Source organism: Enterobacter cloacae complex sp. R_G8 (assembly GCF_024599795.1).
GTDB lineage: Bacteria > Pseudomonadota > Gammaproteobacteria > Enterobacterales > Enterobacteriaceae > Enterobacter > Enterobacter dissolvens.
In genome coordinates this window covers 3442917-3457228 of sequence record NZ_CP102246.1, presented here as the reverse complement: position 1 = coordinate 3457228, position 14312 = coordinate 3442917, and the positions used below count along the sequence as shown (strand labels likewise).

Below are 14312 nucleotides of genomic sequence, written 5' to 3'. Positions count from 1 at the left end.
TGCTGGTTTTTTGAATGCATAACGACAAAGATCTCTCCACGTGGCAAACCTTCCGCCGACTCTGGCCGATGATTGCACCTTTTAAAGCAGGCTTGATCGTGGCGGGTATAGCGTTAGTCCTCAACGCAGCCAGCGATACTTTTATGTTATCGCTCCTCAAACCGTTACTGGACGACGGTTTTGGTAAAACGGATCGCTCAGTGTTGCTATGGATGCCACTGGTGGTTATCGGACTGATGATCTTACGCGGTATCTCCAGCTATATTTCCAGCTACTGCATCTCCTGGGTGTCAGGAAAAGTGGTCATGACAATGCGCCGTCGGCTGTTCAGCCACATGATGGGCATGCCGGTGGCCTTCTTTGATAAGCAATCGACGGGTACCTTACTGTCACGTATTACCTACGACTCCGAGCAAGTGGCCTCATCGTCTTCGAGCGCCCTGATCACCGTTGTGCGTGAGGGGGCGTCGATTATCGGCCTGTTCGTGATGATGTTTTACTACAGCTGGCAACTGTCGCTGATCCTTATCGTGCTGGCTCCGGTGGTTTCTGTCGCGATCCGCGTCGTCTCAAAGCGTTTTCGCAATATCAGTAAGAACATGCAGAATACCATGGGGCAGGTAACCACCAGCGCAGAGCAGATGCTGAAAGGGCATAAAGAGGTGTTAATTTTCGGCGGGCAGGATGTTGAAACAAAACGCTTCGATAAGGTCAGCAACAAAATGCGTCTGCAGGGGATGAAAATGGTCTCGGCCTCTTCAATCTCTGACCCCATTATTCAGCTGATTGCCTCTCTGGCTCTGGCATTCGTCCTGTATGCGGCAAGCTTCCCGAGCGTAATGGAAACGCTGACGGCGGGGACCATCACCGTTGTGTTCTCTTCCATGATTGCGCTGATGCGTCCGCTGAAGTCGCTGACCAACGTTAACGCCCAGTTCCAGCGCGGGATGGCTGCATGCCAGACGCTGTTCAGCATCCTGGATTCCGAGCAAGAGAAAGACGAAGGTACCCGCGTCATCGAGCGCGCAAAGGGCGATGTCGAATTCCGCAACGTGACCTTCACCTATCCTGGTCGTGAAGTTCCAGCATTACGTAACATCAACCTGACCATTCCGGCCGGTAAAACCGTGGCGCTGGTCGGCCGTTCCGGCTCGGGTAAATCCACTATTGCCAGCCTGATCACCCGTTTCTACGACATTCACGAAGGTGAAATTCTGTTAGACGGTCACGACCTGCGGGAATACACCCTGCAGTCGCTGCGTAACCAGGTTGCGCTGGTCTCTCAGAACGTGCATCTGTTCAACGATACTGTTGCGAACAACATTGCCTATGCGCGCACTGAAGAGTATAGCCGCGAGCAAATTGAAGAAGCCGCTCGCATGGCCTATGCCATGGACTTTATCAACAAGATGGACAACGGTCTGGATACGATCATCGGTGAGAATGGCGTTCTGCTCTCCGGTGGACAGCGTCAGCGTATCGCCATTGCCCGTGCGTTGCTGCGCAACAGCCCTATTCTGATCCTCGACGAAGCAACCTCTGCGCTGGATACAGAGTCTGAACGCGCAATCCAGTCCGCGCTGGATGAACTGCAAAAGAACCGTACGTCACTGGTGATTGCGCACCGTCTGTCGACTATCGAACAGGCTGACGAAATCGTCGTTGTGGAGGATGGGGTCATTGTAGAGCGCGGTAGCCATACGGATTTACTGGCGCACCGTGGTGTTTACGCTCAGCTCCATAAGATGCAGTTCGGCGAATGATTGCCCGCATCTGGTCCGGTGAGTCCCCGCTGTGGCTGCTGCTTCTGCCGCTCTCCTGGCTGTATGGCCTGGTGAGCGGCGTTATTCGTCTGTTTTACCGTCTGGGGCTAAAGCGTGCGTGGCGCGCGCCGGTCCCGGTTGTTGTGGTGGGTAACCTCACGGCAGGGGGGAACGGTAAAACCCCGGTGGTCATCTGGCTGGTTGAGCAACTGCAAAAGCGTGGTATCCGCCCCGGTGTGGTGTCGCGAGGGTACGGCGGTAAAGCGGCGCAATATCCTCTGCTGCTGGCACCGGACACGACGACCGCCGAGGCAGGTGATGAGCCAGTATTGATTTATCAGCGTACTGGCGCGCCTGTCGCAGTCTCTCCGGTACGCAGTGACGCCGTTCAGGCGCTGCTTGCTGAACACGACGTACAAATAATCATTACCGATGATGGCCTGCAACATTACGCGCTGGCGCGTGATAAAGAGATTGTGGTCATTGATGGCGTCCGCCGTTTTGGCAACGGCTGGTGGCTGCCTGCAGGCCCCATGCGAGAACGCGCTTCGCGCCTGAAGTCCGTGGATGCGGTGATTGTTAATGGCGGTGCTGCAAGGCCGGGTGAGATCCCGATGCAACTCCAGCCAGGCATGGCGGTTAACCTGTTGACCGGCGAACGCCAGGCCGTTTCCCGGTTACCTGCGCTGGTCGCGATGGCGGGCATTGGCCATCCTCCGCGTTTCTTCGCGACGCTGGAGCAGTGTGGTGCCCGGATTGAAAAACGTGTTCCACTGGCCGATCACCAGGTGCTGGTGGCGGAACAGGTTGACGCCTTGACGACGCCCGGTCAGACGTTAATCATGACTGAAAAAGATGCGGTGAAATGCCGTGCCTTTGCGAAAGAAAACTGGTGGTATCTGCCGGTTGACGCTGAACTCAGCGGTGAGCAACCGGAACACTTGCTCCAGGAACTGATTGCGTTGGTGCATTAACAGCTTACGCGGTTCTGGTGGCGCTTTGACTGACAGGAAAACGCATGTCTTTACCGCAACTCTCGCTTTCAGCCGCACGTAATTTACACCTTGCCGCGCAGGGACTCCTTAAAAAGCCCCGTCGCCGCTCGCAGCCTGCCGATATCCTCACTACCGTGCAACGCATGTCGTTGTTGCAAATCGACACCATCAACATTGTGGCTCGTAGCCCCTACCTGGTGCTGTTCAGCCGGCTGGGCAATTATCCGCCTCAGTGGCTTGATGATGCGCTCAGCAAGGGAGAGCTGATGGAATACTGGGCGCATGAAGCCTGTTTTCTGCCCCGCAGTGATTTTGCCCTGGTTCGTCACCGTATGCTTGCCCCGGAAAAAATGGGCTGGAAGTACCGGCAGGCGTGGATGCACGAGCATGCGGCTGAGATTGAGCAGCTTATTGCTCATATTGCGGAAAAGGGGCCAGTACGTTCCGCAGATTTCGAGCACCCACGGAAAGGGGCAAGCGGCTGGTGGGAATGGAAGCCACATAAGCGTCATCTCGAAGGGTTGTTTACATCAGGCAAAGTGATGGTTATCGAACGGCGTAATTTTCAGCGAGTGTACGACCTGACGCACCGGGTGATGCCTCACTGGGACGACGAGCGCGACCTGCTCACTCAGGAAGCCGCCGAAGCCGTCATGCTGGAGAACAGCGCCCGCAGTCTGGGGATTTTCCGTCCGCAATGGCTGGCCGATTATTATCGTCTCCGACAGCCCGTGCTGAAACCGTTGCTGGATAACTGGCAGCGCGAGCAGCGGGTTATCCCGGTCTCAGTAGAGAGGTTGGGCGATATGTGGCTGCATGCGGATTTACTCCCGCTGCTGCCACAAGCTGAAGCAGGTAAACTTCAGGCAACCCATACCGCAGTGTTGTCACCTTTTGATCCGGTGGTCTGGGACAGAAAACGGGCCGAGCAGCTGTTTGACTTCTGCTACCGGCTGGAGTGCTACACTCCCGCGCCGAAGCGCCAGTACGGTTACTTTGTTTTGCCCCTGCTGCACAAGGGACAACTGGTAGGGCGCATGGATGCCAAAATGCACCGTAAAACCGGCACGCTAGAGGTCATTGCGCTGTATCTGGAAGAGGGCATCAGGGTAACCGCGACCCTGGAAAAAGGGTTAACATCCGCCATCAATGATTTCGCCTGCTGGCAGAAGGCCTGTGAAGTGACGCTGGGCCGGGTGCCTGACGGGCTCTTTACATCCTGTCGAAGTGGTTGGGAAACAGGCACGCCCTGAAAAGAGAATGTGTTAAGCTTTAGCGATTACCCATACGGAGGAACTATGGATCACCGTTTACTTGAAATTATTGCCTGCCCGGTGTGCAACGGCAAACTCTACTATAGCCAGGACAAACAAGAGCTGATTTGCAAACCGGACAGCCTGGCTTTCCCGCTGCGTGACGGTATTCCGGTACTGCTGGAAAACGAAGCCCGTTCCCTGGTCGCAGAAGAGAGCAAACCATGAGCTTTGTCGTCATTATTCCTGCCCGTTACGCCTCAACGCGCCTGCCGGGTAAGCCGCTGGTAGATATCAACGGCAAACCAATGATTGTGCATGTCCTTGAACGCGCCCGTGAGTCCGGTGCTGACCGTATTATCATTGCCACCGATCATCCGGATGTTGCGCGTGCGGTTGAAGCTGCTGGCGGGGAAGTGTGCATGACCCGCGCCGATCACCAGTCTGGCACCGAGCGTCTGGCTGAAGTGGTTGAGAAATGTGCGTTCAGCGACGATACCGTGATCGTCAACGTACAGGGCGACGAGCCTATGATCCCGGCGGTCATTGTTCGTCAGGTGGCAGACAACCTGGCGCAGCGACAGGTCGGTATGGCCACGCTGGCGGTGCCCATTCACCACGCGGACGAGGCATTCAACCCGAACGCGGTGAAGGTAGTGACGGATGCAGAGGGCTATGCGCTCTATTTCTCCCGCGCCACTATCCCGTGGGATCGCGATCGCTTTGCGGTCTCCAGAGAGGCTATTGGCGATACCTTCCTGCGCCATATTGGCATCTACGGCTATCGCGCGGGCTTTATTCGTCGGTATGTGAGCTGGGCACCGAGCCCGCTGGAACATATCGAAATGCTGGAGCAGCTTCGCGTGCTCTGGTACGGCGAAAAAATCCATGTTGCCGTGGCCGAGGAAGTGCCTGGAACGGGTGTAGACACCCCAGAAGATCTTGAGCGCGTGCGCGCTGAATTGCGTTAATCCTTGCGGCATCCCTCTTTTCGGAGGGATGCTCTCTCCGGTTTATTTTCCCTTTCTTTTCCATAATTGATCTCCGCAGGGTGACATCTGCGTCCTGCACGCTCATTATAAAAGCAGTAGTCTTAATGGGGGTAATCTCATATGGAACAGCTGCGTGCCGAACTGAGTCACCTGCTTGGCGAGAAATTAAGCCGGGTTGAATGTGTGAGTGAAAAGGCAGATACCGCGCTCTGGTCGTTGTACGACAGTCAGGGAAACCCAATGCCGCTCATGGCCCGAAGTTTTACCTCTCCGGGCGTTGCCAGACAGCTCGCCTGGAAAATTTCTATGCTCGCGCGGCAAGGAACCGTGCGTATGCCGACGGTGTACGGCGTGATGACGCATGAAGAACACCCCGGCCCGGATGTTCTGCTGATTGAGCGTTTACGCGGGGTATCCGTTGAAGCCCCGGCGCGTACGCCAGAGCGCTGGGAACAGCTGAAAGACCAGATCGTTGAGGCGCTGCTGGCGTGGCACCGGCAGGATAGCCGTGGTCTGGTTGGCCCCGTCGACAGCACGCAGGAAAACCTCTGGCCGCTGTGGTATCGCCAGCGTGTAGAGGTGCTGTGGGGGACGCTTAATCAGTTCAACAACACCGGCTTAACCATGCAGGACAAACGTATTCTTTTCCGCACCCGCGAGTGTTTACCGGCGCTGTTTGACGGCTTTAACGACAACTGCGTGTTGATACACGGTAATTTTACGCTGCGCAGCATGCTAAAAGATTCACGCAGCGATCAGCTCCTGGCAATGCTGGGGCCGGGGGTCATGCTCTGGGCTCCGCGCGAGTACGAGTTGTTCAGGCTCAGCGACAGCGCGGCCGCTGAAGGTTTGCTGTGGCACTATCTGCAGCGCGCACCCGTTGCCGAGGCATTTCTCTGGCGGCGTTGGCTTTATTTATTGTGGGATGAAGTGGCGCAGCTGGTGAATACCGGACGTTTCAACCGCGCCAACTTTGACCTTGCGACAAAATCACTCCTGCCCTGGCTCGCCTGACGAACCTTTCAGCCACTGCCAGACGCGTCCCAGCGTCTCGTAGCCGACGCGATCGCTATGCATCAACCACATCGGGGACGGGATCACCCGTTCCCACGGGTTGAGCGGGGCGTCAATGGCCATCTGGTTCGCCGGCGCGGGAAGCGGGTGCAGACCCTGTTTTTCAAAGAAAATCATTGCCCTTGGCAGATGTGACGCAGACGTCACCAGTAAGAACGGCACATCGCCAATAGCCTGTTTCACCGCGGCCGCTTCTTCTTCGGTATCTTTCGGATTGTCCAGCGTGATAATTGCGGAACGCGGCACACCGAGTGTCTCCGCGACCCTGGCTCCCGCTTCAGCCGTGCTGACCGGGTTGGTTTTGGCTGGCGCGCCGGTGAAGATCATTTTCGATCCCGGATTGGCGAGCCACAAACGAATACCTTCGTTCAGGCGCGGCAGACTGTTATTGATCAGGTTGGAACTGGGGGCCCAGTTTGGATCCCAGGTATACCCGCCCCCCAGCACCACGATGTACTCCACCTTCTGCTTTCCCTGCCAGGTTGGGTAGGTGTTTTCGATGGGACGTAACAGTCTGTCCGCGACGGGTTGCAGGCTCAGCAGCAGCAGTACCAGCCAGCCGAATGTAATAAGCGTTTTGCCACTTTTCTGAAAGCGACTAAACCACACCAGCACCAGCCCGAGCGCGATGATGAGCAGCAGTAGCGGAAGGGGAAGCATCATGCCTCCAATGTATTTCTTCAGGGTAAAAAGCATCCTTTTTGGTTCCTTTTTTAACCATATAGCAGGCGAATACCCGTGATATTACACCAGAGAGGTTCATTCTCCGCGCGGGTGTGACAAAATAGCGGTTTTGCAGTTAGCGAGTGGAACTCTCCCAATGCGGGATCGCAATTTTGATGACATCGCGGAAAAGTTTTCGCGCAACATTTACGGCACGACAAAAGGGCAGTTACGTCAGACGATCCTCTGGCAGGATCTGGACGCCATTCTGGCCACGTATGGCGGTCAAACGTTGCGCGTGCTTGACGCCGGAGGCGGTGAAGGGCAGACGGCCATAAAAATGGCAGAGCGCGGTCATCACGTCACACTTTGCGATCTTTCTGCTGAGATGGTCGCGCGAGCGACGCGTGCAGCAGAAGAGAAAGGTGTGAGCGACAACATGCATTTTATACAATGCGCCGCTCAGGACATCGCACAGCATTTGGAAACCCAGGTTGATCTGATATTGTTTCATGCGGTGCTGGAATGGGTGGCCGATCCGCAAAGCGTGTTAAAGACCCTGTGGTCGATGCTACGACCGGGCGGCACGCTGTCGCTGATGTTCTACAATGCTAACGGCTTCCTGATGCATAACATGGTGGCGGGTAACTTTGACTATGTTCAGGTCGGGATGCCAAAAAAGAAAAAGCGCACGCTTTCCCCGGACCATCCGCGCGATCCCCAGCAGGTTTACGGCTGGCTGGAAGAGATCGGCTGGCAGATCACAGGAAAGACAGGCGTCAGGGTGTTTCATGATTATCTGCGTGAAAAACACAAACAGCGTGACTGTTTTGACACCTTAACAGAATTAGAAACGCGGTATTGCCGTCAGGAGCCTTTTATCAGTCTTGGCCGCTATATTCACGTCACCGCGCACAAGCCGCAGATGCAAGGATAACCTATGAGTGAATTTTCCCAGACAGTCCCCGAACTGGTTGCCTGGGCCAGGAAAAACGATTTCTCCATCTCGCTGCCGGTAGACAGACTCTCTTTCCTGCTGGCGGTTGCCACGCTGAACGGCGAACGGCTGGATGGTGAAATGAGCGAGGGTGAACTGGTGGATGCGTTCCGCCATGTGAGTGATGCGTTTGAGCAAACCAGCGAAACCATTAGCGTGCGTGCCAACAACGCAATCAATGATATGGTGCGTCAACGTCTGCTGAACCGCTTTACCAGCGAGCAGGCCGAAGGAAACGCCATCTATCGACTGACACCCCTGGGCATCGGCATTACCGATTACTACATCCGCCAGCGTGAATTTTCCACGCTGCGTCTTTCCATGCAGCTCTCGATTGTGGCGGGTGAACTTAAGCGTGCGGCCGATGCCGCGGATGAAAACGGTGATGAGTTCCACTGGCACCGCAATGTCTACGCACCGCTGAAATACTCGGTGGCGGAGATTTTCGACAGTATCGATCTGACCCAGCGTCTGATGGACGAACAGCAGCAGCAAGTGAAGGACGATATCGCACAACTGCTGAATAAAGACTGGCGCGCGGCCATCTCCAGCTGTGAACTGCTGCTGTCGGAAACCTCCGGCACGCTGCGCGAACTGCAGGATACGCTGGAGGCCGCAGGGGATAAGCTGCAGGCCAACCTGCTGCGCATTCAGGATGCGACCATGGCACATGACGATCTGCATTTTATCGACCGTCTGGTCTTTGATTTGCAGAGCAAGCTCGATCGCATCATTAGCTGGGGCCAACAATCGATTGACCTGTGGATCGGTTACGATCGTCATGTACATAAATTTATCCGTACCGCTATCGATATGGATAAAAACCGCGTCTTTGCTCAGCGTCTGCGTCAGTCTGTTCAAACCTACTTCGATGCGCCGTGGGCGCTAACCTACGCCAATGCCGATCGTCTGCTCGATATGCGTGACGAAGAGATGGCGTTGCGTGATGAAGAGGTCACCGGTGAACTGCCACCGGATCTGGAATACGAAGAATTCAACGAAATTCGTGAGCAACTTGCGGCCATGATCGAAGAACAGCTCGCTGTCTACAAAACCAGACAGGTACCGCTGGATCTTGGTCTCGTGGTGCGCGACTATCTGGCGCAATATCCTCGCGCGCGCCACTTCGACGTTGCCCGCATTGTGGTAGACCAGGCGGTTCGCCTGGGTATCGCGCAAGCAGATTTCACCGGACTGCCGCCGAAGTGGCAGCCGATTAACGATTACGGAGCCAAGGTACAGGCGCATGTCATTGACAAATATTGAACAAGTGATGCCATTAAAGCTGGCACAGGCGCTGGCGAATCCGTTATTTCCGGCGCTGGACAGCCAACTGCGTGCCGGTCGTCATATTGGCCTCGACGAGCTGGATAATCACGCCTTTTTGATGGACTTCCAGGAGTATCTGGAAGAGTTTTACGCTCGCTATAACGTTGAGCTTATCCGCGCGCCGGAAGGTTTCTTCTACCTGCGCCCGCGTTCCACTACGCTTATTCCGCGCTCCGTGCTCTCCGAGCTGGATATGATGGTCGGCAAAATTCTGTGCTACCTCTACCTCAGCCCGGAACGTCTGGCAAATGAAGGGATTTTCACCCAGCAGGAGCTTTACGATGAGCTATTGACGCTGGCAGACGAAAGCAAGCTGCTGAAGCTTGTGAACAACCGTTCTACGGGGTCGGATCTCGATCGTCAGAAATTACAGGAAAAAGTTCGCTCTTCCCTGAACCGTCTGCGTCGTCTGGGTATGGTCTGGTTTATGGGCCACGACAGCAGCAAATTCCGCATTACGGAATCTGTTTTCCGCTTCGGTGCCGACGTGCGTGCGGGCGACGACGCGCGTGAAGCGCAGCTTCGCATGATCCGCGACGGTGAGGCGATGCCGGTGGAAAACCATTTGCAGCTCAATGACGAGCCAGAAGACAATCAGCCGGATAGCGGGGAGGAAGAGTAATGATTGAACGCGGTAAATTTCGCTCACTAACGCTGATTAACTGGAACGGCTTCTTTGCCCGAACCTTTGATCTCGATGAGCTGGTGACAACGCTCTCCGGCGGTAACGGTGCGGGTAAATCCACCACCATGGCGGCTTTTGTGACGGCGCTGATCCCTGATTTGACGCTGCTGCACTTCCGTAACACCACCGAAGCGGGTGCAACAAGCGGCTCCCGCGATAAAGGCCTGCACGGTAAGCTCAAAGCTGGCGTCTGTTATTCGGTGCTGGATGTGATCAACTCCCGTCACCAGCGTGTGGTGGTGGGCGTGCGTCTGCAGCAGGTCGCCGGTCGCGATCGAAAAGTGGATATCAAACCGTTCGCGATTCAGGGGCTGCCAACCTCAATGCAGCCAACGGCGCTGCTGACGGAAACGCTCAATGAGCGTCAGGCGCGCGTACTGACGCTGCAGGAGCTAAAAGATAAGCTCGAAGCCATCGAAGGCGTGCAGTTCAAGCAGTTCAACTCGATTACCGATTACCACTCCCTGATGTTCGATCTGGGCGTGGTGGCGCGTCGTCTGCGCACCGCTTCCGACCGCAGCAAATACTACCGTCTGATTGAGGCCTCCCTGTACGGCGGGATCTCCAGCGCCATTACCCGCTCCCTGCGTGACTACCTGTTGCCGGAAAACAGCGGCGTACGTAAGGCCTTCCAGGACATGGAAGCCGCGCTGCGTGAAAACCGCATGACGCTGGAAGCGATTCGCGTTACCCAGTCTGACCGCGATCTGTTTAAACACCTGATCAGTGAAGCCACTAACTATGTGGCAGCGGACTATATGCGCCACGCCAACGAGCGTCGCGTGCATCTCGATCAGGCATTAGAGTACCGCCGCGAGCTGTTCACCTCCCGTAAACAGCTGGTGGCCGAGCAGTATAAGCACGTTGAAATGGCCCGTGAACTGGGCGAACACAACGGGGCTGAGGGCGATCTGGAAGCCGATTATCAGGCCGCCAGCGATCACCTGAACCTGGTTCAGACCGCGCTGCGCCAGCAGGAAAAAATCGAGCGCTACGAAGCCGATCTCGATGAGCTGCAAATTCGTCTCGAAGAACAAAATGAAGTGGTGGCCGAAGCCGCCGACATGCAGGAAGAGAACGAAGCGCGTGCCGAAGCCGCCGAGCTGGAAGTGGATGAGCTGAAAAGCCAGCTCGCCGATTACCAGCAGGCTCTGGACGTGCAGCAGACGCGAGCGATTCAGTACAACCAGGCCCTGCAGGCTTTGCAGCGTGCGAAAGAGTTGTGCCATCTGCCTGACCTGACGCCGGACAGCGCTGACGAGTGGCTGGATACTTTCCAGGCGAAAGAACAGGAAGCCACGGAAAAACTCCTCTCCCTGGAACAGAAAATGAGCGTCGCGCAGACCGCGCACAGCCAGTTTGAACAAGCTTATCAGCTGGTGGTGGCGATTAACGGCCCGCTGGCGCGAAATGAAGCGTGGGATGTTGCCCGTGAGTTGCTGCGCGATGGTGTAAACCAGCGTCATCTGGCCGAGCAGGTCCAGCCGCTGCGTATGCGTCTGAACGAGCTGGAACAGCGTCTGCGCGAGCAGCAGGAGGCCGAGCGTCTGCTGGCTGAGTTCTGCAAGCGTCAGGGTAAACATTACGACATCGACGAGCTTGAGGCCCTGCATCAGGAGCTGGAAGCCCGTATCGCCGCACTGTCCGATACGGTATCCAGCGCCAGTGAACAGCGTATGACGCTGCGTCAGGAGCTGGAGCAGCTTCAGTCCCGCTCGCAGACGCTGTTGCAACGCGCACCCGTCTGGCTGGCGGCACAAAGCAGCCTGAACCAGCTCAGCGAACAGTGTGGCGAAACCTTCGAATCCAGCCAGGAAGTGACGGAATACCTGCAACAGCTGCTGGAGCGTGAGCGCGAGGCCATTGTTGAGCGTGATGAAGTTGGCGCGCGCAAGCGTGAGGTTGACGAAGAGATTGAACGCTTAAGCCAGCCGGGCGGTGCGGAAGATGCACGCCTGAATACGCTGGCGGAGCGTTTTGGCGGTGTGCTGCTGTCTGAAATTTATGACGATGTTGGTCTGGACGATGCACCGTACTTCTCCGCACTGTACGGCCCGTCGCGTAACGCGATTGTGGTGCCGGATCTGTCATTGATTGCCGATCAGCTTGAAGGGCTGGAAGATTGCCCGGAAGATCTCTATCTGATTGAAGGGGATCCGCAGTCATTTGATGACAGCGTGTTCAGCGTTGATGAGCTGGAAAAAGCGGTGGTGGTGAAAATCGCTGACCGTCAGTGGCGTTACTCGCGCTTCCCGGAACTTCCTCTGTTTGGCCGCGCTGCGCGTGAAAGCCGTATTGAAAGCCTGCACGCTGAGCGTGAAACGCTGTCTGAACGTTTTGCGACCCTGTCGTTTGACGTGCAGAAAACCCAGCGCCTGCATCAGTCGTTTAGCCGCTTTATCGGTAGTCATCTGGGAGTGGCTTTTGAGGCTGACCCGGAAGCGGAAATTCGCAAGCTTACCACCCGCCGTGGTGAACTTGAGCGCGCGATTGCCAGCCATGAAAGTGATAACCAACAGAGTCGCGTTCAGTTTGAACAGGCGAAAGAGGGCGTTGCTGCCCTTAACCGTATTCTGCCGCGTCTGAATCTGCTGGCGGATGATACGCTGGCTGACCGCGTGGATGAAATCCAGGAACGTCTGGATGAAGCACAGGAAGCCGCGCGCTTTGTGCAGCAGCATGGTAATCAGCTGGCGAAGCTGGAGCCGGTAGTGTCGGTGCTTCAAAGCGATCCAGAGCAGTTTGAGCAGCTAAAAGAAGATTATGCCTGGTCCCAGCAGGTGCAGCGTGAAGCACGCCAGCAGGCGTTTGCCCTAACGGAAGTGGTGCAGCGTCGCGCTCACTTCGGTTATTCAGACTCGGCGGAAATGCTGAGCGGTAACAGCGATCTGAACGAGAAATTACGCCAGCGCCTTGAGCAGGCTGAAGTGGAACGTACGCGTGCCCGTGAAGCGATGCGTAGCCACGCGGCCCAGTTGAACCAGTACAACCAGGTTCTGGCCTCGCTAAAAAGCTCCTTTGATACCAAGAAAGAGCTGTTAAACGATCTGCAAAAAGAGCTGCAGGATATCGGCGTTCGTGCCGACAGCGGGGCAGAAGAGCGGGCGCGTGTTCGTCGTGATGAACTGCATAGCCAGCTTAGCAACAACCGTGCGCGTCGTAATCAGCTGGAAAAAGCGCTGACCTTCTGTGAAGCGGAGATGGATAACCTGACGCGTCGCCTGCGCAAGCTTGAGCGCGACTATCATGAAATGCGTGAGCAGGTAGTGACCGCGAAGGCAGGCTGGTGCGCAGTAATGCGCATGGTGAAAGACAATAATGTTGAACGCCGCCTGCATCGTCGTGAACTGGCCTACCTCTCTGCCGATGAGCTGCGCTCCATGTCGGATAAGGCGCTGGGCGCGCTGCGCCTGGCGGTGGCGGATAACGAACATCTGCGCGATGTGCTGCGCATGTCTGAAGATCCGAAACGTCCAGAGCGTAAAATTCAGTTCTTCGTGGCGGTTTATCAGCATTTGCGCGAGCGTATTCGTCAGGACATCATTCGTACCGACGATCCGGTTGAAGCCATTGAACAGATGGAAATTGAACTGGGTCGCCTGACGGAAGAGCTGACCTCTCGTGAGCAGAAGCTGGCTATCAGTTCCCGCAGCGTGGCGAACATCATCCGCAAGACCATTCAGCGCGAGCAGAACCGTATTCGCCAGTTGAACCAGGGTCTGCAGAGCGTATCGTTTGGTCAGGTGAACAGCGTACGTCTGAATGTAAACGTGCGTGAAGCGCACGCTACGCTGCTGGATGTGTTGTCTGAGCAGCATGAACAGCATCAGGATCTGTTTAACAGCAACCGTCTGACCTTCTCCGAAGCGCTGGCGAAACTGTATCAGCGTCTGAATCCGCAGATTGATATGGGGCAACGTACGCCGCAAACCATCGGTGAAGAGCTGCTGGATTACCGTAACTACCTGGAAATGGAAGTTGAGGTTAACCGTGGCTCTGATGGCTGGTTGCGTGCTGAATCGGGTGCGCTGTCTACCGGTGAAGCTATCGGTACCGGGATGTCGATTCTGGTGATGGTCGTGCAGAGCTGGGAAGATGAAGCGCGTCGTCTGCGCGGCAAGGATATTTCCCCATGCCGTCTGCTGTTCCTTGATGAAGCAGCGCGTCTGGACGCCCGTTCCATCGCCACGCTGTTTGAGCTCTGCGAACGTCTGGATATGCAGCTCATCATTGCGGCACCGGAAAACATCAGTCCGGAAAAAGGCACCACCTACAAACTGGTGCGTAAAGTGTTCCAGAACAGCGAGCACGTTCACGTTGTAGGCCTGCGTGGCTTTGCTCCGCAGCCGCCGGAGTCATTACCGGGAACGGCAGACGCCTCCTGAGGTGTGTTGTTACAAAGCGCGGCGCACTAGCGCCGCTTTTTTTTACGCTTAACTTATGCTTACGGCTGCGTTATCTTTAAACTTCTTTACATAAGGTAAGGCAACTGCGTTTGTGCCTTCCTATAATGAATAAAAGCCCCAGTGTGATGGGCATGTCGTGAGAAAACAGGGGGCAA

Annotated in this window: 11 protein-coding genes; 10 read left to right on the top strand and 1 reads right to left on the bottom strand. The window is 55.9% G+C overall.

All coding sequences use genetic code 11. From position 1 onward, the window contains the following. Positions 1-14: 14 nt before the first annotated feature. From msbA to NQ842_RS16435, 6 genes are all read left to right on the top strand, one after another. On the top strand, positions 15-1763 hold the full coding sequence (gene msbA / locus NQ842_RS16460; protein ID WP_096928463.1) for a lipid A ABC transporter ATP-binding protein/permease MsbA: 1749 nt from the start codon (positions 15-17) through the stop codon (positions 1761-1763). Continuing rightward, entirely contained in the window at positions 1760-2737 is a 978-nt protein-coding gene (lpxK, locus tag NQ842_RS16455) for a tetraacyldisaccharide 4'-kinase (RefSeq protein ID WP_063412504.1), read from the top strand. The genes msbA and lpxK overlap by 4 nt, the downstream gene beginning before the upstream one ends. A 44-nt stretch (positions 2738-2781) precedes the next feature. Continuing rightward, positions 2782-4011 carry a winged helix-turn-helix domain-containing protein gene (locus tag NQ842_RS16450; protein WP_257256076.1) on the top strand — a complete coding sequence of 410 codons (1230 nt, stop codon included), beginning with the start codon at positions 2782-2784 and terminating at the stop codon, positions 4009-4011. A 45-nt stretch (positions 4012-4056) separates the two neighbouring features. Beyond that, on the top strand, positions 4057-4239 hold the full coding sequence (ycaR, locus tag NQ842_RS16445; protein WP_013097300.1) for a protein YcaR: 183 nt from the start codon (positions 4057-4059) through the stop codon (positions 4237-4239). Next, positions 4236-4982: a 3-deoxy-manno-octulosonate cytidylyltransferase gene (gene kdsB / locus NQ842_RS16440; RefSeq protein ID WP_014831291.1), complete on the top strand. Its 747-nt coding sequence runs from the start codon at positions 4236-4238 to the stop codon at positions 4980-4982. Before ycaR ends, kdsB begins: the two co-directional genes overlap by 4 nt. A gap of 141 nt (positions 4983-5123) precedes the next feature. Continuing rightward, on the top strand, positions 5124-6017 hold the full coding sequence (locus tag NQ842_RS16435; RefSeq protein ID WP_014831292.1) for a YcbJ family phosphotransferase: 894 nt from the start codon (positions 5124-5126) through the stop codon (positions 6015-6017). Here NQ842_RS16435 and elyC read toward each other — a convergent pair. Continuing rightward, positions 5994-6773: an envelope biogenesis factor ElyC gene (gene elyC, locus NQ842_RS16430; RefSeq protein WP_257256075.1), complete on the bottom strand. Its 780-nt coding sequence runs from the start codon at positions 6771-6773 to the stop codon at positions 5994-5996. The two genes, NQ842_RS16435 and elyC, sit on opposite strands and share 24 nt — an antisense overlap. Positions 6774-6897: 124 nt before the next feature. Between elyC and cmoM the strand changes: the two genes are divergently transcribed. Genes cmoM through mukB form a run of 4 tightly spaced genes read left to right on the top strand, consistent with a single transcriptional unit; the run spans position 6898 to position 14136 of the window. Beyond that, on the top strand, positions 6898-7677 hold the full coding sequence (cmoM, locus tag NQ842_RS16425) for a tRNA uridine 5-oxyacetic acid(34) methyltransferase CmoM (protein ID WP_257256074.1): 780 nt from the start codon (positions 6898-6900) through the stop codon (positions 7675-7677). Positions 7678-7680: 3 nt separating this feature from the next. After that, positions 7681-9003 (top strand): chromosome partition protein MukF, encoded by a 1323-nt coding sequence (gene mukF / locus NQ842_RS16420; RefSeq protein ID WP_013097295.1) that lies wholly within the window; start codon positions 7681-7683, stop codon positions 9001-9003. Further along, positions 8984-9688 (top strand): chromosome partition protein MukE, encoded by a 705-nt coding sequence (mukE, locus tag NQ842_RS16415; protein WP_013097294.1) that lies wholly within the window; start codon positions 8984-8986, stop codon positions 9686-9688. Before mukF ends, mukE begins: the two co-directional genes overlap by 20 nt. Then, entirely contained in the window at positions 9688-14136 is a 4449-nt protein-coding gene (gene mukB, locus NQ842_RS16410) for a chromosome partition protein MukB (RefSeq protein WP_047362267.1), read from the top strand. Before mukE ends, mukB begins: the two co-directional genes overlap by 1 nt. The last annotated feature ends 176 nt before the right edge of the window (positions 14137-14312 follow it).